Source organism: Streptomyces sp. DSM 42067 (assembly GCF_055792885.1).
In genome coordinates this window covers 1,210,981-1,232,118 of record NZ_CM147706.1, presented here as the reverse complement: position 1 = coordinate 1,232,118, position 21,138 = coordinate 1,210,981, and the positions used below count along the sequence as shown (strand labels likewise).

Here is a 21,138-nt window from a genome sequence, read left to right as displayed (position 1 = left end):
GGCTGATCACCGATCCGGCGAATGCCAAGTCCGTCCGGCTGGCGACACGAGCTGCGCCGCCGCCCCCTGCAGCAGTGCGCACGGGGGCTACATCGCCCGCGCGAGCCGTACCCGGCCGGTGTCCGCCGTGGTGCGCAGCGTCTGGGACGGCGTCTCGCCGTACTGCTTGCGGTAGGCCCCGGCGAACCGCGACACATGGCTGAAGCCCCAGCGGTAGGCGATGTCGGCCACGGTGGCTCCCGCCCCCGCGACCAGGTCCGCGCGGGCCCGGGCGAGTCGGGTGCGCTCCACGTACTGCCGGGGTGAGACCCCCAGGTAGGACCGGAAGTCCCGCTGGAGCGAGCGCGGGGCGACGCCGGCCGCCTCCGCGAGTCGTGCAAGGGAGAAGTCCGCGGCCGGCTCGTCGTCGATGAGGTCGACGGCCCGCCGCACCCTCACGGGGATCGAGTGGGTGGCGTCGCGCCGGGCGAGCGCCTCGCTGTAGTTGTGCGGCTGGGCGCGGAGGAGGCCGGAGAGGAGGAACTCCGTCCACAGGTCGGCGGCGTCCCCCTGGGCGCTCAGCCCGCCGGGTTCGTTGAGATCCCTGACCAGTACGCCGACGGTGCGGGCCCACGACGCCAGGGCCGGTCCGGCCAGGTCCATGCCCACCCGGAAGCGCACTGGACCCGGTACGGGCCGGCCCAGCATTCCCTCCAGGTGCCGCTCCAGCGCGGTCCTGTCGATCCGCAGGTGGAGCTGTGAGTAGCCGTCTGCGAGCTCCATCTCCGCGCGCGTCTGAGGGGAGATGACCGCGGCCGACCGCTCGCCGAGGTCCGCTTCTTCGCCGCCGCACTCCAGCCGGGCTGCGCCCTCGACCGGAAGGGCCACATCGTAGTGCGGCACCTCATCGGTGTGCCTCACGCGCAGCCTGTCGCCGTCGTGCCGCAGGTGGACGAGCGAGACCGGGCCCAGCCGGACCGCCGAGACCTCGGCCGTCACCTCCGTCGCGCCGTGCACCGGCGTGACCCGGTGCGGGGCCAGCCAGTGAGCGACGCAGGCGCGGACCTCTTCGGGCTTGGAGGAGCGGAGCACCTCGAAACGTCGGCCCAGCGGAGGCACCAGTGCCTCGTGTACGTCCACTGTTTCACCTCTTCGTCGGTCGGCAGGACCGGTGATGGCCGGTCCGGGGGCAGATTGCGCGGGGCGGGTCGCGGTCACTTGCCGCCGTGCTGCAGCACAGGCAGCAGCACGGTGTCGACGAAGCGGGCGAGGAACGCGGCGTCGACCGTGACACCGTCGACGGGACCGGCCATCACCAGGCTGAACAGCAGTTGGGGCAGGAAGTCGGCGGAGGCGGGCCGGCTTGCCAGCTCACCTCGTTCGACGGCTCGGTCGACGAACCGCTCCAGGGACGCGGCGACAGGTGCGCGGAGCGCGGTCCGCATCGCTGTGGCCATGTCCTCGTCGGTCAGGACGGCGTGGTGCACGGCCGCGAGGAGGAGGGCGTCCGCCCTGTCGCTCAGCTGCTGCTCCGTGATCGCCAGCAGGTCTCCGCGCAGCGAGCCCGTGTCGATGGCCAGGTCCGCGACCGGCAGGCAGGCGCGGAGCGCGGCCGCGATCAGTCCCGCCTTGGACTGCCACTGCCGGTAGAGGGTGGCCTTGCTGCAGCCTGCCCGGGCGGCTACCAACTCCATCGACACCCCCTCGTAGCCGGCCTCGCGCAGCACGTCGAGCGCCGCATGCAGCAGCTCGGTCTCCCGCTCCGGGGTCATACGCGGGCGCCTGATGACGCGGGAGTCGTTTGCGTGCTCGGAATCAGCCATGCTTCCCTCCGGAAAAACGGTACCGTTTCATTTGATCCTGGCATGCGGACGGGAGAAACGCAACCGTTTCTCCCGTCCGCCGGGGGGAGCCCCGGAAGTCCCCGAGCCCGCGGTTCCCCGCAGGTGACGCGGGGCGGCAAGATGTGGCGCACGGCGGATGCCCCCGGCGCCAAGCGGACAGACCGCGCCCCGGGGCCCCCACTACGGTGAGTACCGACCGTGCCCGAGGCGGTACGGCGGACGGCGCGTGCTCCCCGTTTCCCCGCCGATCCGCCGGTCTTCCATGCCCGAGGGCACCACCGGTCCCCACCGTGCCCGCATCCGGCCCCGTGCCCGTGCACGCGACCTTCGGCATTCGGGCCCGGGCTTCCACCGACAGCGCCGCCCGCTCGGCGCCGCCCACGACCAGGGAGGAACCGATGGTTCTCGAGACCATTCCACTGGACGACCCCACACGGCTGCGGCAGGCCTTCGGCTGCTTCCCGTCCGGCGTCACCGCGATCTGCGGCCTCGTCGACGGCCGCCCCGAGGGCATGGCCGCGAGCTCCTTCACCTCGGTCTCGCTCGATCCACCGCTCGTATCCCTCTGCGTGCAGAACACCTCCAGGACGTGGCCGAGGCTGAGGGCCGGGGCACGCCTGGGGGTGAGCGTCCTCGGGGAGGCCCACGACCTGGTCTGCCGGAGCCTCTCGCAGAAGAGCGGGGACCGGTTCGCGGGGGTGGACTGGCAGATCTCCGACGGCTGCGCCGTGTTCATCGAGGGCTCGACGGCCTGGCTGGACTGCTCCGTCCAGGAGGAGGTGCCGGCCGGGGACCACCTCATCGTGGTGCTCGCCGTGCACACCGCGTACGCAGACCCCGACACCGCCCCGCTCGTCTTCCACGGCAGCCGCTTCCGCCGCCTCGCCGAGCCAGAGGCGGCGGCGCACTGACGGCACGGCGCGTCCCCGTAGTCACCACGCAGTCACCCGCAGCCGCCCGACCCACAGACGTATGCACACAGCAGCCGAGCCGGAACCCACGGAGAGAGCCTTGAGTACCACCACCGCCCACGACGCCGGCCCGCCGAAGGCGCGACAGGCCGCGGCCGGGGAGCGCACCCGCCGCACGTTGATCCTCGCGGTCATCGCGATATCGCAGCTGATGCTGACCCTCGACACGACGGTCGTGAACATCTCGCTGCCGTCGGCCCAGCAGGACCTGGGTTTCTCCACCGACAGCCGGCAGTGGATCGTCACCGCGTACTCGCTGGCCTTCGGCGGCTTGCTGCTGCTCGGCGGTCGCATCGGCGACCTCGTCGGCCGTAAGACCACCCTCCTGATCGGCCTCACGGGCTTCGCCTGCGCCTCCGCGCTCGGCGGCGCCGCACCGAACTTCGAGGTCCTGGTCGTCGGACGGGCGCTCCAGGGCGTCTTCGGCGCACTGCTGGCGCCCAGCGTGCTGGCCCTGCTCACCACGACGTTCACCGACGCCAAAGAGCGGGCGAGGGCGTTCGGCGTCTTCGGCGCGGTGGCCGGTGCAGGTGCGGGCGTGGGCCTGATCCTGGGCGGCGCACTCACCGAGTACCTCGACTGGCGCTGGTGCATGTACATCAACCTCGTCTTCGCCGCGGTCGCCCTCGTCGGAGCCGCGGTGCTGCTGCCGCGCCAGGGCCGCACCAAGGGCGTGAAGATCGACTTCCCCGGCGCGGTCACCGTGACGGCCGGCCTGTTCGCCCTGGTCTACGGGTGCGCCAACGCCGAGACGCTCGGCTGGGGCGCGGCGGGCACCTGGGTCTTCCTGACGGCAGGTGCGGCGCTGATCGCGGTGTTCGCCTGGCTGCAGGCCCGCGGGGCACACCCGCTGCTGCCCCTGCGGATCCTGCTGGACCGCAACCGCGGAGCCGCCCTCATCACGATCTTCACCTCCTCCATCGGGATGTTCGGCCTCAATCTGTTCCTCACGTACTACCTGCAGCAGACGCTCGGCTACTCACCCGTCCAGACCGGCCTGGCGTTCCTGCCGATGACCTGCTCGATCATGCTGACCTCCACGGCCTTCTCCAGCTTCGTACCGCGGTGCAGTCCGAAACTGATCGTGCCGTGCGGCATGACCCTGTCCGCTGCCGCCCTCGTCTGGCTGACCGCCCTGCAGGCCGACTCCGGCTACGCCACCGGAATCCTGCCGCCGCTCGTCCTCTTCGGCATCGGCACGGGACTGACCATCAGTACGGCGATGAGCACCGCCACCACCGGTGTCGACCCGGGCGACTCCGGTGTCGGCTCCGCCGCCGTCACCACCATGCAGCAGGTCGGCGGGTCCATCGGCACAGCCCTTCTCAGCACCCTGGCCGCCGGCGCCGCCGCCGGCTACCTCGCGGACCACAGGGCCACCGAGGAGGCGCTCGCCCAGTCCGCCCTGCACAGCTACTCCACCGCCTTCGGCTGGTCGGCCGCCTTCTATGCCGCCGGAATGGTCGTCTGCGGCCTCCTCTTCCGGCGCAGCGCGCCGGACCGCGCCCCGGATGCCGCACCGTCCGACCGCGCATGACCGCTGCTCCCCCAGCCGATGGCCGGAGGGCCGCACCTCACCGAAAGTACGGGACCGCCTGGCAAGCAGGCCGTGTCAACTGAAGCCCCGCAAGATCAATACGGCGAAGGCGACGGTCGCCGCCACCGGGGCGAGGGTGGTGGAGGCGCGGCGCACTGCGGTGATCACGTTCTCGCGTACGAGCACGGTCGTCACACCGGGGCGCCGGCGAGTGGCCGGGTCAGCGCCCCCGCCCGCTGCATGTGGTCCACGCCCGGCTGACGACTGCTCGTCGTCGGTTCAGGGGGTGCCTTCGAACTCCTCGTGGAGGGCTGGGAGGAAGGAGGCGAGGTGGTTCATTTCGGCTGCGCAGTGGTAGAGCAGGTCGGGGCCGAAGGTGGGGCCCAGGGCCTTGGCGGCGATGCGCGGGACCGCGGCGTCGCCGAGTGTGCGGGCGGGTTTGGCGGTGAGCAGGGGGCGCCGCGGCCGGGGAGGGAGTGGGCGGGCAGGTCGAGGAGTTGGGCCTGGTCGAGGAAGAAGCGGCTTCGCATCTCGGATCCGTGGAAGGTGGGCCGGACCTGAGGTAGCACTCCGCGACCAGCCCGTTGTGACCGCCGGCCACCACGATGACTCGCTGCCGGGACACCGGCCTTCACCTTGCCTTTCGCTGGTCGGGGCGGCGCGTCTTGATGACGCCCCGGGACAACAGGGATTCGATCTCCGGTTCCGTCAGCCCTAGTTCCGCGAGCACCTGGCGGGTGTGTTCGCCGGGCTCCGGGGGTGGGGTCACGGGCCGGGTTCCGCTGCGGCTGAATCGGGGTGCCGGGGCGGGCTGCCGTACCCCGTCCACGTCGACGAAGGTGCCCCGAGCCTTCACATGCGGGTGTTCAGGCGCCTCCTGCCAGTCGAGCACGGGGGCGGCGCACGCGTCGGTGCCTTCCAGGAGTGCGGCCCATTCGTCGCGGGGGCGGGTCGCGAAGAGCGCCGCCCATCGTTCCTTCTGCGCGGGCCAACTCGCCACGTCCCACTGCGATGCGCCGTCCTCGTCGAAGCCGGTGCGCTCGACCAGCTCGTGGTAGAACTGCGGCTCGATCGCGCCCACGGCCAGGTACTTGCCGTCCTGGCACGCGTAGACGTCGTAGAACGGTGCGGCCCCGTCCAGGACGTTGGCCCCGCGGTGGTCGTTCCACAGGCCGCCCGCGCGCATCGACCAGAACATTGTGGTGAGCAGGGCCGTGCCGTCGACCATGGCGGCGTCGACGACTTGACCGCGCCCGCTCGTACGGGCTTCCAGGACGGCGCTGACGACTCCGAGGGCGAGGAACATGGCGCCCCCGCCGAAGTCGCCGACGAGGTTGAGCGGCGGGGCCGGGGGCGCGTCCGGGCGGCCCATCGCCCAGAGCGCCCCCGTCACGCCGATGTAGTCGATGTCGTGTCCGGCGGCGGTGGCGAGCGGGCCGTCCTGGCCCCAGCCGGTCATCCGCCCGTACACGAGCTGGGAGCGGACGCGATGGCAGTCGTCCGGGCCAAGGCCCAGGCGCTCGGTCACCCCGGGCCGGAAGCCCTCCAGGAGGATGTCGGAGCCTTCGACGAGGCGCAGGACGATGTCCCGCCCGGCCGGGTCGGCGAGGTCGACGGTGATGCTGCGCCGGCCGCGGGTCAGCAGGTCGCGGCCGGGTCCGTCGACGAGGCCGGGCGGCCCGGGGCGCTCGACGCGCACCACGTCGGCGCCGAGGTCGGCGAGGAGCATCGCGGCGAACGGGGCGGGGCCGATGCCGGCGAGTTCGACGACGCGGACGCCCGTCAGGGGCCCGGTCACCGTCCCTCCGCCAGAGCGAGGGGGCGGTCCGACCCGTCCCCGTCGGCGGCGGACGGGTCCACGCCGTTGACGAGGAACCCGCGGGTGTGGGAGCCGACCCACACCGTCGTCAGCTTGCCGTCCGCGGTGGCGTACCAGCCCGGGCAGCCGGTGGAGAACACCGTCTTGGGCAGCCGGTCGCGCAGCTCGGCGTTGAAGGTGTCGTGCACGTCGCGTCGGACGTCGACGGCGTGGCCGGTGCGGCCGATGCGCAGGGCGACGGACATGCCGCCGAACCCCGCGCCGATGACGACGACGCTTGGGGACCGCGGTGGCGCGGTTGTGCTCATGGAGTCCTCCGTGGAGTGGGGGTGGGGGTGTGGTGCGGTTCGTGCCAGGTGTGCAGCAGGAGCATCAGGCAGGCCAACGGGTCGTCGTGGAAGGGGACATGGCCGCAGCCGGGCAGTACGGCATGGTGGGCGTCGGGCAGGGCGAGGCGGGCCCGGCGCGCCTGGGTGGCGGCGGGCAGGAGCCGGTCCCTGGCACCCCACACGACGCTGACCGGGATGTCGGCCAGGCGGCCAGGGCCGGTGAACACGTGGTCGGTGAAGGCGCCGAGCGCCCCCGCGAACCCGGCGGCTTTGCGGAAGGCGTCGGCGTCCGCGCCGATCACGTCCGGCCGGCGTTCGTCCTGCGCAAGCGAATGCTCGACGGCACGGTGCGGCAGGCCGGCTGAGACCGGCCGACCTGGTCGTACAGGCGGGTCAGTACTGCGTCGCGGACAGGGAGAAGAAGCAGTCCCGCGCCTCCGCGCGAAGCCGGACGCGGCCGGTCAGCCGCCCAGTTCTTCGCGGAGCACCCGGCGTAGCAGCTTGCCCGAGGGGGTCCGCGGGAAATCGTCGCGGAACTCGTAGTGGCGTGGGCACTTGAGCGCGGCGAGCCCCGCCCGGCAGTGGGCGTCCAGGGCGACGGCGAGCCGGTCGTCGCCGACCACGCCGGGGGCCGGCTGGACGACGGCGACGACCCGCTTGCCCCAGTCCGGGTCGGGCACGCCGATCACCGCGGCGTCGGCGACGTCGGGGTGGCCGGACAGACGCTGCTCGATCTCGGCGGGGTAGATGTTCACTCCGCCGGAGATGATCAGATCGTCCCGACGGTCGAGCAGGTAGAGGTAGCCGTCCTCGTCGAGCCGCCCGAGGTCGCCCGCGGTGGCGTACCCGTCCGGGCCGAGCGCGGAGGCGGTCTTCTCGGGTGCGTTGTGATATGTGAAGGGCAGCGGTCCGATGGGGAAGTAGATGGTGCCGGACTCCCCCTGTGGAACCGGCTCGCCCGCCTCGTCCAGGATCAGCACATCGGCCGGCTTGCCGACGGTGCCCGGCCGCTCCAGTGCCTCGGCCGGGCTGACGAAGCTCACCATCCCCTCCGTCGCCGCCAGATACTCCCAGACCACCGGCCCGAGCCAGGCGAGCGCGGCGCTCTTGGTGTCCGGCGGGAACGGGGCGCCGGCGACCAGGAGCACTTCAAGGCTGCTCAGGTCGTACCGCGCGCGGACGTCCTCGGGCAGCCGGAGCAGGCGGTGGACGTGCGTGGGCACCATCTGGCTGTTGGTGACCCGGTACCGCTCGATGGCCTGGAGCACCGTCTCCGCCTCGAACCGGCGCAGCACCACGAGCGTGTGGCCGAGGTTCAGGGTGTTGAGCGAGAACACCGAGGGGGCCGTGTGGTAGAGCGGCGCGCAGACCAGGTGCACTCCGGGTCCGCTCCTGAGACCGTAGACCTCGACGGAGGCCGCCGATCCGGCGATCAGGTCCTCCGGGGAGACCGGCGGCAGGGGGCGCAGCACGCCCTTCGGCCGTCCCGTGCTGCCAGAGGTGTACCCCATGGTCAGGCCCGTCCGCCGGTCCGGCGGCGGATCGGACGGGTGCTGCCGCTGCCAGCGGGTGTAGTCCGCCCAGCCCGCGACCCGCTCGCCCACGGTGAAGCGGTGCTCGGGCAGACCGTCCCCCTTCTTTCCGTCGGGATCGAGTGCGCCGGCGAGGTCGCCGTGCGCGATGACGGCCCCGGCTCCGGAGTCGGCCAGAATGTAGGCGATCTCCTCGGCCGTCAGATGGACGTTCACCTGGACGAGGTAGAGGCCGATCTGGTGGGCGGCCAGGGTGACTTCGACATGCTCGGCTGAGTTGTGCAGCAACGTGGCGACGACATCGCCGTGGCGCAGGCCCAGCGCCCGGAGCCCGTTGGCGACACGGTTCGCCGTCTCACCGAGGGCGCCGAAGGTGATCTCCTCGCCGTCGGGGGTGATGATCGCGATCCGCTTCGGGTGGGTGGCCGCGATGGCGTAGGCGCCGAGCGGGAGTGGTGCGTCGCCGGGTTGATCGACCGAAGGCATCGGTTCGCCTCTCTGACTGGATGGAGCGGCTGATCGGAATGGAGGCCGTTCTGCGGGAAGGCCTGGGGCGGCCCGCCTGCTCCCCGGGCGAGGCGAGCGCGCGGGCCGACGGCGAAGGTCAGGCGGCGGGGACGGCGGTCTTCTCGCCCGGCGAGTCGACGGCCCGCGCACCGTGGAAGGTCAGGCGCTGTGCGGCCATGTCCCGCAGAAGCTGCGGCACGGCGTACCGCTCTCCGTACGCCGCGGCGAGCCGGTCGCACTCCTCGACGAAGGCAGGCAGCCCGATGGTGTCGATCGCCGTGAACGGACCCCCCAGGTAGGCAGGGAAGCCGACGCCTAGGACGGCGCCGAGGTCTCCGTCCAGCGCCGACGGCAGTACTCCCTCGGCGAAGCAGCGGGCTCCCTCGGCCAGTTGCGCGTAGAGGATGCGGGCCTTCACCTCCTCGACGGGCGGCTGCGCGTCGAGGGTGGGCAGCAGGCCGGCCAGGCCGGGCCAGAGGGACCTTCCGCCGTCGGGGGTGTAGTCGTAGAAGCCCTTGCCGTTCTTGCGCCCCAGGCGGTCGTGGTCCAGCACCAGCCGGCCAGAGATCCCCATGTCGGGTGCGGGCAGCCCCTGTTCCTTCGCGCGGGCCAGACCGGCACGAACGCCCAGATCGAGCCCGACGGAGTCGGAGACGGTCATCGGACCCATCGGCATGCCGAGGATCCGGGACGCGTTCTCCACCAGGCTCGGGGTGACCCCCTCGTTGACCATGTCCATACCGGCGCTGATGAAGGAGCCGATGAAACGCGAGGTGAAGAAGCCGGGGCTGTCATTGACCACGATGGGCGTCTTGCGTAGCGCCTGCGCCAGGTCGAGGGCCTTGGCGAGGGTCTCGTCCGAGGTCCGGTCGCCGCGGATGATCTCGACCAGGCCCATCCGCTCCACGGGGGAGAAGAAGTGCATGCCGATGAAGTCATCGGGACGGTTCCCGAAGGACGCGAGGTCGGTGATCGGCAGCGCCGAGGTGTTGGAGGCGATGACCGCCCCGGCGGGCAGCACCGCGTCGAGCCGGCCGATCACCTCCCGCTTGACCTGCGGGTCCTCGTACACCGCCTCGATGACGATCTGCAGGTCAGCGAGGGATTCGTATGAGTCGGCGGGCTGGATGCGGGCGAGGGTCCGCGCGGCCTTCTCGGCGCTGCTGCGCCCCTTCGCCACGTCGCGTCCGAGCCGGGACTCGGCGTAGGCCCTGCCCTTCTCCGCCGTGGCGAGGTCGCGGTCCAGCAGCACGACCTCGATCCCGGCCTTGGCCGCGGTGAGCGCGAGTCCGGCGCCCATGACGCCCGCGCCGATCACCCCGATCCTGGCGTAGCGCGCCTTCTCCACCCCGGCGGGCCGGGCGGCCAGCTTGTCCGCCTTGCCCTTGCCGATGAACAGCGTCTTGATCATCGCCTGCGAGACCGGGCTGTCGAGCAGGGTGACGAAGTACTTCGCCTCCACACGCAGCGCCGCGTCCATGGGGAGCTGTGTGCCCTCGTACACGGCTGCGGCGACGATGCCCGTGGCGGGGTGGTTGCCGAAGCTGCTGCCGCGCGCGACGCTGTTCGTCGCGCTGAAGAAGTTGCGGATCTCGGGGACGAGCGCCCCGGCGCCGCCGGGGATCCGGTAGCCCTTGCGGTCCCAGGGGGCGACGGGATCGCCCTCCTCCCGGACCCAGCGCCTGGCCTCGGCCAGCAGGTCCCCGGCGGGGACGACGGCATGCACGATGCCGGTCTCGAGCGCCTTGGCGGGGCCCATGGTGGCCCCCTGCATCAGCAGAGGCAGTGCCGCCTCGATGCCGATCAGGCGGGGCAGCCGCTGGGTGCCGCCGGCGCCCGGCATCAGCCCGAGCTTGCCCTCCGGCAGCCCGAGCTGGATCGCCGGGTCGTCGGCGACGACACGGTAGTGGCAGGCGAGGGCGATCTCGAGGCCGCCGCCGAGCGCCGTCCCGTTGATCGCGCACGCGACCGGCTTTCCGCAGGTCTCCAGCTTGCGGAGGTCCAGCGACAGGGACATCACCCCCGCGACGCGCTCGGCAGGGGACTGCCCGGTATCGGTGCCGCCGCCGATCTCCTTGAGGTCGCCGCCGGCGACGAAAGTGGGCTTGCCCGAAGCGATGACGATGCCCGCCACCTCCGGGTCGGCCGCGGCCCGCTCGATCGCGGCCGCCAGCGCTGCCTGGAGCTCGACGCCGATCACGTTCATCGGGCGGCCGGGCAGATCCAGGGTCAACGTACAGACTCCGTCAGCGTCGATGACGCTGGTCACGCACTCGTCCACAGCTTCTCCGTAATCAGAGACGTTCTCAGATGGGTTCTCGGATGTGCTCTCGGATGCGTTCTGAGAGGCGTTCTCAGATGCGTTCGATGACCATGGCGATGCCCTGGCCGCCCGCCGCGCACAGGGCGGCGACACCCGTGCCGAGATCGCGGCGTTCAAGCTCGTCGAGCACGGTGCCGAGGATCATCGCGCCGGTGGCGCCGAGGGGGTGGCCGAGCGCGATCGCACCGCCGTTGACGTTCAGGCGCTCGTGCGGGATGTCCAGTTCCTGCATCAGGTGGAGCGGGACGGCGGCGAACGCCTCGTTGAGTTCCCACAGATCGATGTCGCCGACCGCCATGCCGGCCTTGTCCAGCGCGCGGCGGCAGGTGGCGGGAGGGGCGTCGAGGAAGAGCAGCGGCTCGGAGCCGAGCGAGACGGTGGACCGGATCCGGGCGCGCGGGGAAAGCCCGTGGCGTGCGCCCGCCTCGGCGGTGCCGACCAGCACCGCGGCGGCGCCGTCGACGATGCCCGAGCTCGTGCCGGCGGTGTGCAGGTGCTCGACCTTCTCGATCTGCGGGTAGCGCTGGACGGCGACCGAGTCGTGGCCGAGCTGGGTGCCGTAGAACTCGAACGCGGGCTTGAGCGCCTCCAGCCCCTCCGCGGTGGTGTCGGGGCGCAGGTGCTCGTCACGTTCCAGGACGACCGTGCCGAGCATGTCGCGGACCGGGACGATCGACCGGTCGAAGCGGCCCTCGGCCCATGCCTCGGCGGCGCGCTGCTGGCTGGCCAGCCCGTAGGCGTCCAGGTCCTTGCGGCTCAGCCCGAGGAGGGTGGCCAGCAGGTCGGCGCCGATGCCCTGCATGACCATCGGGTGGTCCGCCGTCAGCGCAGGGTCGATGCCCCACGGGCCGCTCCCGTCGGAGCCGGCCGGCACCCGCGACATGCTCTCCACACCGCCCGCGATCACCATGTCGCAGGAGCCCAGCGCGATCTTCCCGGCCCCGATGGCCACGGCCTCCAGGCCCGAGGCGCAGAACCGGTTGACCTGGAGTCCGGGAACCCGGTCCGCGAAGCCGGCCATGATCGGCGCCATCCGGACGAGCGAAGGCCCCTGCTCGCCGACGGCACTGACCACGCCGAGCACGACCTCGTCCACGCCGTCCGCCGGCAGGGCGGTGCGCTCCTTGAGCGCGCCGAGGGTCTGGGCGGCCAGCTGGACCGGAGTGATCTCGTGCAGGCTGCCGCCGGGCTTCCCGCGCCCACGCGGTGTGCGCACGTGATCAAAGATATAAATCTCAGACATATTCGCTTCCTTGTCGGGGTCGATGGGTCGCCGCCCAGCAGGCGCGGCGAGGTGGGGCGGCGAAGTGGGGCGGCCGTGTGGACGGTTCGGCTGGGCGCCGCCGGTCGTGTGGCGGCGAGCGAAGCTCCGAGCCAGGTCACTGGCCGCGCGGCAGCCGGAGGATCCGCTCGGCGATCACGTTCAGCTGGATCTCGACCGTGCCGCCGCCGATGAGATGCGTCGGGACGGACAGCTCCCGCTCGGCGGCATCGTCGGCGCCGTGGCGCACCGCGCCCTCGGGGCCGAGCAGCCCGAACAGCGCGTGCGCGGCGTCCCGGTGCAGCTCGGCTGAGGCGACCTTGGCGATGCTGGTCGCCGGTCCCGGCTGCTGCCCGCCGAGCCGGCGCAGGGTCTCGCGCAGGTTGAGCGCGGCGAGCGCCGTCTCCCTGGCGTTGACGCGGCCGAGGGCGCGCAGCGCGTCCTCGGCGCTGCCGCCGTGCGCGCCGGTGCGGATGAGTTCCCGGATCGGCTCGCTGTGGCCGCCGCTCATCGTGGCGCTGATCGACAGCCGCTCGTTGGAGAGGGTGGTGGTGGCCACCCGCCACCCGTTGTTCACGTCGCCGAGCAGGCAGTCGTCCGGAACGAACACGTCCTGGAGGAAGACCTCGTTGAACTCCGAGTGGCCGTTGGGCTGGCGCAGCGGGCGCACCTCGACGCCCTCGGCGGACATGTCGACCAGGAAGCAGGTGAGGCCCCGGTGCTTGGGCGCCTCGGTGTCGGTGCGGGCCAGGCAGAGCCCCCAGTCTGCTTCGTGCGCCAGCGAGGTCCAGACCTTCTGTCCGGTGAGCCGCCAGCCGCCGTCGACCCGCACGGCCTTCGTGGTGAGCGAGGCCAGGTCGGAGCCGGCCCCCGGCTCGCTGAACAGCTGGCACCACACGATCTGGCCGCGCAGCGACGGTCCGGCGAACCGCTCGCGCTGGGCGTCGGTCCCGTGGGTCAGGACCGTCGGCATGATCCACTCGCCGATCGCCATCGACGGGGCGGCCAGCTTCCGTGCGGCGAACTCCTCGGAGATCACGAGCTGTTCGACGGGTGTGGCGTCCAGGCCCCAGGGGCGGGGCCAGTGCGGCGCCATGAGGCCCTCCGCGGCGAGGAGATCGCGGCGCGGACCGGTGACGCGCACCGTGCGCTCCCCGTCACGGGGGTCCGGCGGCAGCGCCGCCGCCCTGTCCAGCGCGGCGGCGATGCGGCTGCGGAACCGCTCGTCGGCGTCATCGAGCTCGATCCCGGCCTCCCGCTCGCAGTCCAGAGCGGCGCCGCCGAGTTCGGTGAGCCAGCTCCCGACGGGGCCCGCCTGCGCCGCGATGCTCATCGCCCGCCGCCAGTACAGGTGCAGGTCGTGCTCCCAGGTGACGCCGATCCCGCCGAACAGGCTGAGGGCCTCGACCGCGGTCTCCACCGCCGATCCCGGCGACGTGATCGCCGCGACGGCGACGGCGAGCCTGCGTTGCGCGGCGTCCTGCTCGAAGCTGCGCGCCGCGTCCCACGCCGCGGCGGACGCGAGCTCGGCCTCCACCAGCAGGCGCGCGGCCTTGTGCTTCACGGCCTGGAAGGAGCCGACGGGCTTGCCGAACTGCTCACGGACCGACACGTAGGCGACCGTCGACTCCAGGCACCAGCCCATCACGCCGGCGGCCTCGGCGGCCAGCAGCGCGACCTGCACGGACCGGGCCGCGCCGGCGTCGAGCGCACCGATCTCCGCCGTGCGCTCGATGAAGAGCCCATCGGCCTCCAGGCGTCCGGCGTCCCGGCTGAGGTCCACACTCTCCAGGGAGATCCGGCGCACGCCGGCGGCTGCCGGGTCGATCCGCAGCCACACGGTCCCGGCGGCGGTGTCGACCCCGGCGACGATGAGCTCCGCGGACAGCAGTCCGATCAGCGGACCGGTTGTGCCCGTGAGGGTCCAGCCGTCGTCCCCGGCCGTGCCGGCAAGGCCGGATCCCGGCGGGACCACGACGGCCGTGGCGCCGTCGGCCAGATCGCGCAACACCGCCGGCCGGGCCGGGCCGGGTGCCGCCAGGGAGACCACGGCGCTCGCTGTCACCGTGGACACGAACGGGCCGGGCAGCAGGCCACGGCCTGCCGCCTCGACCACGACGGCGAGGTCGATGAGCCCGCCGCCCTGACCGCCGTGTTCCTCCGCCAGGTGGACGGCGTGCAGGCCCTGCTTCACCAGTGCGGGCCAGTAGGCCGGCAGCTCCCCGGCCGCGAGGGCTCCGAAGGCCTGGCGGGTCGACCCCACCGGCGCGTGCCGAGTGGCGAACTGCCGTGCGGACCTGGCGAGTTCCTGCTGTTCCGCGGTGAGCGCGATGGACATGCGGCGGCCTCCTGCTCCTCGAATCGGCGGGGCTCGGATCGGATCCTTGCCCCGGGTCCGGACTTTACAGAACTGGGTTCTGGTTATGGAAGTGTCCTGACCGAGGCTCGTGACGTTCTACGTCGCCGACGCCGAGACCCTCGTCCTGCTCGGCGCCAACGGAGCGGGCGAGGCGTCGACGAGCCCTGTCCGGCCTCGTGCCGTGCACCGGCTCCATCCGCTTCGACGGAACTGAACTCACCGGCATGGCCCCGGACGCCATCGCCCGCCGCGGCCTCGTCCACGCTCCCGAAGGCCGCCACGTCTTCGGCACCCTCACCGTCGACGACAACCTCCGCGTCGGCGCCACCGCCCGCGGCCGCCGCCCCGCACTCTTCACCCGCACCGACGTCTATGACCTCTTCCCGGCCCTCGTTCCGCTGCGCCGACGCCTCGGCTGGGCGCTCTCCGGCGGTGAACAGCAGATGGTCGCCATCGGCCGCGCCCTCCTCGCCTCCCCGCGCCTGCTCATGCTCGTCGAGCCCTCGCTCGGGCTTGCGCCTGTGGTCGTCACGGCCGTCCATGAGGCGCTCGCGCAGGTCCGGCGGCAGATGCCGGTGTTGTTGGTGGAACAGAACACCGCCGTCGGGCTGCCGGTCGCCGACCGAGGGATGGTGGTGCTCGCGGGGCGCGTCGTGGCGGAGGGTGGTGCGGCCGAACTGGGGGACGGAGCTGAGCTGGTGGCCGACTGCCTGGGGCAGGGCGGTGGACAGCCGTAGACGTCATACCCGGGGCCCGGACAGACTGCGGCCTTCCCGGCGCGATGGCCCCGGCGGCGGCATGGCCGGAAGCGGCCGGGAGGATCCGGTGTGCCCCGGCCGTGAGGGGCGGGCCGTGTCCGGCCTACTCCGGTCGCGCCTCTGGGCCGGCATCGGCCGAGGCCACGTCCGCCTCCTCGGCGGAGGAGTCATCGTCCAGCAGCCGGTCCACGTCGACTCCGAGGAGCCGCAGGACGGCCTGGACCTGGGTGACGACGTCGATGTCGGGCCGGAAGAAGGACTGGAGTTCCAGGCCGTCGATAACCCCGATCACCATGAGTGCGGCCGTCTCGGGGTCGATGCCGTCCGGGAGGCGTCCGACGTCCTTGACCTCTGCGAATGCCTGCGCCCCGGCCTTCTCCAGTGCGCGGTACCGGTCCCGGAAGAACTCGTGGGCGAGGTGGTCCGGTGCGGTGGCTTCGGCCGACAGGCGGATGTAGAGCTCGCGCAGACCGGACACCCGCCGGTTTTCCCGGAGCCCGGAGAGAGTGAGGCGGAAGCCCTCGTCGGCGTCGAGTTCCTCGTATGACTGACCGCCCGGCCGGTCACGGCGACGGAGCAGTTCGAGGAGTAGTTCGTCCTTGCTGCCGATGTGGTGCACCAGGGCGGTCGGGCTCAGCCCGACGATCGAGGCCAGCTCCCGGATCGTCACCGCGTCCCAGCCGCGTTGCGTGATGAGCTCGAGCGCCGCGTCGAGGACTTCCTCGCGCTTGGCAGCGCCCTTCGCGTACTTCCGACCTGGTGGCATGGCCTCACCCTAACCGTCGCCGAACCCTTGCCAGCAAAAATAGAACGCCGTACTGTTTTGCGGGCGGGGGTCCTCCGGGCCGCCGCACTCCTTACCCCTGTGGAAGATCGAGAGGCCAGAGATGGGACGGCGCACACGCCAGGAAGACGACCGGTACCGCCGGGTCCGTGAGATCGAGACGCTCGATCCCGAGACCGACCACCAGCGGATCACGGACCTGTTCCGCCAGGACTTCGGTGCCCTGCTGGCGATCCAGATGATCACCGGCAATATGATCACCTTCGCCGCGCCGAGCATGTCGAAGGTCCACGAGGTGGCCCGCGAGGTGGAGCGCAACACCGAGAAGCGCAGCATCGACACCGCGCTGATGCATCATGTCGTCCACCAGAACGGCTTTGGCCCCGGGCCCTCGCGCGTGGCGGCGAAGAAGGTCAACGAGATGCACCGCCAGTACGACATCGTCCAGGAGGACTACCTGGCCGTCGCGGCGGACAACACCCTCACCCCGGTCCGCATCGCGGACAAGTTCGGCTGGCGCAAGGTCACCGACAAGGAGCGCGAGGCGTACCGCATCCAGCAGAGCAAGGAGGCGCGGCTGTTCGGTTCCCACAAGCCGCTGCCGGACTCGCTCGCCGAGGTCGAGGAGTTCTACGAGAAGTACCTCGAGGAGAAGGTCTACTACTACCCCTACAACGAGCAGGTCGCGAAGGCCTTCCTGGCCTGGATGCCCAGCATGATGCCGCCGCGGATCGGCAAGCTGATCGTCTGGCTGCTGGTCGCGCAGGTGGACCCGCGCCAGCTCAAGGCCTGTGGCCTCAAGCTGCCGGGGAAGTTCCGGATGGCCTTGTCCAACGCCATGATGAAGAAGATGGGCTCCAAGCCGATGCCGGACCCCGCCACGGGCGAGGAGCACCCGCTGGACGTCCTCGCCAAGCGCGTCTACCCGCACGGCTGGACCGTCGACGACCTCGGCCCCGACAAGAACAATCCGGCGGCCGGCCGGCCCGTCGGCTGCCCGGTCACCGGGCACTGAGGCACGGGGAGTACGACATGCCGACTGCCATCACCGCCCTGGGTGGCACCGACATCGCCGCGACCGTCGCCGACGCCCGGGAGTACTTCCGCTCCGGTGCCACCCGCGAGCTCGCCTGGCGCACCACGCAGCTCGACGCTCTCGCCGCCCTGCTCACGCAGAACCGCGGGGCCATCGAGCACGCCCTCTGGCAGGACCTCCACAAGAGCGCGACGGAAGCCCAGCTCACCGAGCTCGGCGTCGTCCTCTCCGAGATCGCGCACACCAAGCGCCACCTCAAGCGCTGGACCCGGCCCCGGCGGGCACGGCTCCCGCTGGGCCTGGCCCCGGCGAGCGCCCGGCTGGTCACCGAACCGCTCGGGGTCGTCCTGATCATCGCCCCGTGGAACTACCCCGTACAGCTCCTGCTGGCGCCCCTGGTCGGAGCGATCGCGGCCGGCAACACCGTCGTACTGAAGCCGAGCGAACTTGCCCCGAACGTCTCCTCGACGTTGGCGGAGCTCGTCCCGAAGTACCTCGATCCGCGAGTCGTGCGGGTCGTGGAGGGCGGCGTCGATGAGACGACGGAGCTGCTGAGCCAGCGGTTCGACCACATCTTCTACACGGGCAACGGACAGGTCGCCAAGGTCATCTTGCGGGCGGCGGCGGAGCATCTGACGCCGGTCACCCTCGAACTGGGCGGCAAGAGCCCCGTGTGGTTCGACGACGACGCCCACCTCGCCGAGGTCGCCCGCCGCCTCGCCTGGGGCAAGTTCACCAACGCCGGCCAGACCTGCATCGCCCCGGACTACATCCTGACCACGCCCGACCGCGTGGCCCCGCTGACGGAGGCGATCGCCGCCGCCGTCACCGAGATGTGGGGCGAGGACGCCGCCGAGAGCCCCGACTACGGCCGGATCGTCAACGAGCGTCACCACGCCCGTCTCGTGGGATACCTCGCCGACGGCACCGTCGCGTTCGGCGGCCGGTACGACGCGGCGACCCGCTATGTCGCCCCCACGATCCTGCACGTCGACGGGCCGGACGCGGTCGGGGAGGGCCCCGCGGTCATGGAGGAGGAGATTTTCGGACCCATCCTGCCCATCGTCCCGGTCGCCTCCTCGCATGCCGCGGTCGACTACATCGCCGCGCGCGAGAAGCCCCTGGCGCTGTACGTCTTCACCGCGTCAGCGGCGACCCGCGAGCTCTTCGTGGACGGGACGTCGTCGGGAGGCGTCGGGCTGGACGTCGCCCTCCTGCAGGCCGGCGCGCCCAGCCTGCCCTTCGGCGGCGTCGGCGCAAGCGGCATGGGCGCCTACCACGGCCAGTACTCCGTCACCATCTTCAGCCACCGCAAACCGGTGCTGCGCAAGGGGTTCTTCCTCGACGCGCTGCGCTTCGCACAGCCTCCCTTCACGGCCGCGAAACGCCGGATCGCCGCGAAGAGCGCCGGAGCGTCATAGCGCGGCACTCACTTTGCAACCTGGGGCTCGCAGGAGCCCGGACCCTATAAGGGCCCGGAGCCCGGAGCCCGGAGCCCGGAGCCCGGGGCCCGCAGCCCGGAGCCCGGGGCCCGCAGCCCGGGGCCCGCAGCCTGACAGCCCGCCGGATCCCCCTCCGGCGGGCTATCGGGCGTTCGAGTCGCGGATGCTAGAGTTCGGTTCTGGAAATGGCGGTGTGTGCGGCGCCTGCCCTTCGCGGCGGCGGACCGTGCCACCTCGTTCGCGTACGGGGAGGACGATCTGTCCAGCGTCAGGAATCGTGCGGCGCAAGCCGAGGGGCAGGTGGCCGTGGCGGCCGAGGCCCGTACCTCGTCTCAGCGCGCGCGCCGGGACGGCATCCTCAAGGCTGCGGTCCAGCTCCTCGAAGAACGCGAGTACGAGCAGATCCAGATCCGCGAAGTAGCCGAGAACGCGGACGTCGCCCTGGCGACCGTGTACCGCTACTTCCCGTCGAAGGAACTGCTGTACGCCTACGCCCTCGTCACCTGGGGCGAGACGTTCGACAGCAGGGTCCGCGGTCCGAACAGTGATCTCAGCAGCGACGCGCAGCGCCTCCGGGCCCTGCTCCGCCGGATCGTGCGCGCCTTCGGGCGGTACCCGAACTTCTACAAGTTGACGATGCTCCTGGAAGTCACCACGGACGTCGCCGCGCGCGAGGTCTTCGCGGGCTACACACAGAGCTTCGAGCGCACGCTGGGCGAGTTGTTCGTCGAGACCGCCGAGCGGGACCGGGAAGTCCTCGTACTGCTGGCCACCTCGCTGCTCGGCGGACTGCTGCGCAAGTGGTCGACGGGGAACCTGTCCATGCGGCGTGTCCTGGGGTACATCGACGACGCCGTCGCCGTGATCTTCCAGGAAGCAGGTGCGCCGGCGGGCGCCTGAGGCAGGAGCCCGCCGGCGCCACAGCCGGTTCAGGGGCGGGCCGGGCCGTCCGGTGGCTTGCGGAGTGCGGCTTCGATCCGCGAGCGGATCTCGTTCTTCATGACCTTGCCCGTCGGCGTCCGGGGGAGGGGATCCTTGCCCAGGTACCACCGGGTGGGCACCTTGTAGTGGGCGAGGCTGCTGCGGCACCACGTCTCGAGGTCCCGCGACGCCGTCTCGGCTCCCTGCTTCAGGATGACCACGGCGCAGACCGCGTCTCCTGTGGCCTCGTCGTCGACGGCGAAGACGGCCGCCTCGTCCACCTCGGGGTGGGAGTCGAGGACGAACTCGACCTCGACCGGCGACACGTTCTCGGCGTTGACGAGGATCAGGTCGCGTGCCCGTGCGTCGATGTGGAGGTAGCCGTCGTCCAGGCGCGCGATGTCGCCCATGGCCAGCCAGCCGTCCTCCTTCAGGACCGCGGCCGAGGCATCGGGGTCGTTCCAGTAGCCCGTCATGATGTAGGGGCTGCGTATGTGGACCTCCCCGTACTCCCCGTCCGGGACGCGCCGGCCGGACGGGTCCCTGAGCTCGACCTCGACCGTCATGCAGGGCCGGCCCGTCGAGGTCGGCCGTTGGGCGAAGTCCGGACCGCTGATCGAGGCGATGACGCTGCCACCCTCGGTGCTGCTGTAGCCCATGCCGAGGCTCAGGGCGCTCGGGAAGGCGCCGAGGAAGCGCTGCTGCACCGCCGGGCTGACGGGGGCCCCGCCCAGGCCGAGGCTGACGATGCTGCTTGTGTCGTAGCGGCCGAGCGCCGGAGAGGCCGCTGTCCTGGGCGCCGCGCTGCCCAGCGCGGACCAGGCCGTTACCCGCTCCTGCTCGATCGTGCGCAGGACGCGTTCGGGGTCGAACCGGCCCGGCAGCAGGACGATGGTGCCGCCCTTGGCGAGGGCCGGGATCATGGCGCCTTGGAGCATCGACACGTGGAAGAGCGGTGAGGTGATCAGGGCGACCTCGTCGGAGGGCGGCGGCAGCTCGTCCCGTCCTGGCACCGGCACTCCCATGGCCGCCATCGCCGCCGCGGTCGTGTACGCGTTCACTTGCGTGAACCCGATGACGGAGCGGTGGGAGAGCGAGACCGCCTTCGGCCGCCCGGTCGTGCCGCTGGTGAAGAGGATGAGTGCCACGTCGTCCTCGGCGACCGCCGGGATCACGGGGGCCGCACCTTCGTGCCGGCGGAGGAGGGGAGTGACGTCCTCGTTCAGGTCGAGCAGGGGGAAGTCCCAGTGCCGGCCGTGCAGCCGGGCGAGGCGTTGGGTGTCCCCGATGACGAGCTTGGGCTCGACGATGTCGGCGGCGTGTGCGAACTCCTCCGGCGTCCACCAGCCGTTCATCCCGCAGGAGATGGCACCGATGCTGGCGACCGCCCAGAAGGAGACGATCCATTCCCAGCGGTTCGCGGCGTAAATGCCGACCCGATCGCCCGGGCCGATCGAGAATTCCTCCTGCAGCGCTGCGGCGAGGGCATCCACATGGTCGAGGTGCCGCGCGTACGAGATCCGCTGCTCTTCCTCGATCACGAAGGTCCGGTCGTCGAACCGGCGACTCGTTTCAACCAGCTCGCGAAGCGAGTGCAGACGGTTCTTGAAAACTGTGATCTGGTTGCCCCGTACTACCTCCTTTCCTATCTCGAACTTCGAACCAGGGCCGGTGAGTTGGGCCTCGACCCTCTCCGCATCCGTGCCAGCCATCGAATTCGCCTCCGCGGGTTCCGT

Annotated in this window: 16 protein-coding genes and 1 pseudogene; 6 read left to right on the top strand and 11 right to left on the bottom strand. The window is 71.6% G+C overall.

Annotated elements, in window-relative coordinates; genetic code table 11:
• Positions 1-87: 87 nt before the first annotated feature.
• Together ACSMXV_RS05905 and ACSMXV_RS05900 are read right to left on the bottom strand one after the other, a co-directional pair.
• Entirely contained in the window at positions 88-1,119 is a 1,032-nt protein-coding gene (locus tag ACSMXV_RS05905) for an AraC family transcriptional regulator (RefSeq protein WP_473176644.1), read from the bottom strand.
• Positions 1,120-1,193: 74 nt separating this feature from the next.
• Positions 1,194-1,802, bottom strand: a complete 609-nt coding sequence (locus ACSMXV_RS05900; protein WP_473176643.1) for a TetR/AcrR family transcriptional regulator — start codon at positions 1,800-1,802, stop codon at positions 1,194-1,196.
• A 419-nt stretch (positions 1,803-2,221) separates the two neighbouring features.
• Between ACSMXV_RS05900 and ACSMXV_RS05895 the strand changes: the two genes are divergently transcribed.
• Positions 2,222-2,734: a flavin reductase family protein gene (locus ACSMXV_RS05895; RefSeq protein WP_473176642.1), complete on the top strand. Its 513-nt coding sequence runs from the start codon at positions 2,222-2,224 to the stop codon at positions 2,732-2,734.
• Between the two features lie 61 nt (positions 2,735-2,795).
• The gene (locus tag ACSMXV_RS05890; protein WP_473176641.1) at positions 2,796-4,331 is read left to right on the top strand and encodes an MFS transporter; all 1,536 of its coding nucleotides are present in this window, start codon (positions 2,796-2,798) and stop codon (positions 4,329-4,331) included.
• Between the two features lie 631 nt (positions 4,332-4,962).
• On the opposite strand, the gene ACSMXV_RS05885 is transcribed toward ACSMXV_RS05890, so the two are convergent.
• The 7 genes and pseudogenes from ACSMXV_RS05885 to ACSMXV_RS05855 all read right to left on the bottom strand — a co-directional run bounded on the left by ACSMXV_RS05885 (position 4,963) and on the right by ACSMXV_RS05855 (position 14,440).
• Entirely contained in the window at positions 4,963-6,129 is a 1,167-nt protein-coding gene (locus ACSMXV_RS05885) for a CaiB/BaiF CoA transferase family protein (protein ID WP_473176640.1), read from the bottom strand.
• The gene (locus ACSMXV_RS05880; RefSeq protein WP_473176639.1) at positions 6,126-6,458 is read right to left on the bottom strand and encodes a hypothetical protein; all 333 of its coding nucleotides are present in this window, start codon (positions 6,456-6,458) and stop codon (positions 6,126-6,128) included. Before ACSMXV_RS05880 ends, ACSMXV_RS05885 begins: the two co-directional genes overlap by 4 nt.
• Positions 6,455-6,859 (bottom strand): annotated as a pseudogene (locus ACSMXV_RS05875) (alpha/beta fold hydrolase); the annotation flags it as partial. The pseudogene ACSMXV_RS05875 and the gene ACSMXV_RS05880, both read right to left, overlap by 4 nt.
• A gap of 81 nt (positions 6,860-6,940) precedes the next feature.
• Positions 6,941-8,497 (bottom strand): AMP-binding protein, encoded by a 1,557-nt coding sequence (locus ACSMXV_RS05870; RefSeq protein WP_473176638.1) that lies wholly within the window; start codon positions 8,495-8,497, stop codon positions 6,941-6,943.
• Between the two features lie 118 nt (positions 8,498-8,615).
• The gene (locus ACSMXV_RS05865; protein ID WP_473176637.1) at positions 8,616-10,787 is read right to left on the bottom strand and encodes a 3-hydroxyacyl-CoA dehydrogenase NAD-binding domain-containing protein; all 2,172 of its coding nucleotides are present in this window, start codon (positions 10,785-10,787) and stop codon (positions 8,616-8,618) included.
• Positions 10,788-10,872: 85 nt separating this feature from the next.
• Positions 10,873-12,084, bottom strand: a complete 1,212-nt coding sequence (locus ACSMXV_RS05860; RefSeq protein ID WP_473176636.1) for an acetyl-CoA C-acetyltransferase — start codon at positions 12,082-12,084, stop codon at positions 10,873-10,875.
• 136 nt (positions 12,085-12,220) lie between these two features.
• A complete protein-coding gene (locus tag ACSMXV_RS05855) occupies positions 12,221-14,440 on the bottom strand; it encodes an acyl-CoA dehydrogenase (protein WP_473176635.1) in 2,220 nt (739 codons plus the stop codon).
• A 185-nt stretch (positions 14,441-14,625) separates the two neighbouring features.
• Between ACSMXV_RS05855 and ACSMXV_RS05850 the strand changes: the two genes are divergently transcribed.
• The gene (locus ACSMXV_RS05850) at positions 14,626-15,198 is read left to right on the top strand and encodes an ABC transporter ATP-binding protein (RefSeq protein WP_473178838.1); all 573 of its coding nucleotides are present in this window, start codon (positions 14,626-14,628) and stop codon (positions 15,196-15,198) included.
• A 124-nt stretch (positions 15,199-15,322) separates the two neighbouring features.
• On the opposite strand, the gene ACSMXV_RS05845 is transcribed toward ACSMXV_RS05850, so the two are convergent.
• Complete coding sequence (locus ACSMXV_RS05845) at positions 15,323-15,985, bottom strand: TetR/AcrR family transcriptional regulator (RefSeq protein ID WP_473176634.1); 663 nt, start codon at positions 15,983-15,985, stop codon at positions 15,323-15,325.
• A gap of 121 nt (positions 15,986-16,106) precedes the next feature.
• On the opposite strand from ACSMXV_RS05845, the gene ACSMXV_RS05840 reads away from it, so the two are divergent.
• The 3 genes from ACSMXV_RS05840 (at position 16,107) to ACSMXV_RS05830 (ending at position 19,381) form a co-directional block, all read left to right on the top strand.
• On the top strand, positions 16,107-17,018 hold the full coding sequence (locus ACSMXV_RS05840) for an oxygenase MpaB family protein (RefSeq protein ID WP_473176633.1): 912 nt from the start codon (positions 16,107-16,109) through the stop codon (positions 17,016-17,018).
• A gap of 17 nt (positions 17,019-17,035) precedes the next feature.
• Complete coding sequence (locus ACSMXV_RS05835) at positions 17,036-18,460, top strand: aldehyde dehydrogenase family protein (RefSeq protein WP_473176632.1); 1,425 nt, start codon at positions 17,036-17,038, stop codon at positions 18,458-18,460.
• Positions 18,461-18,676: 216 nt separating this feature from the next.
• Positions 18,677-19,381 carry a TetR/AcrR family transcriptional regulator gene (locus ACSMXV_RS05830; RefSeq protein ID WP_473176631.1) on the top strand — a complete coding sequence of 235 codons (705 nt, stop codon included), beginning with the start codon at positions 18,677-18,679 and terminating at the stop codon, positions 19,379-19,381.
• Between the two features lie 29 nt (positions 19,382-19,410).
• Here the strand turns inward: ACSMXV_RS05830 and ACSMXV_RS05825 are convergent, their stop codons facing one another.
• Entirely contained in the window at positions 19,411-21,114 is a 1,704-nt protein-coding gene (locus ACSMXV_RS05825) for a class I adenylate-forming enzyme family protein (RefSeq protein ID WP_473176630.1), read from the bottom strand.
• Positions 21,115-21,138 lie beyond the last annotated feature (24 nt).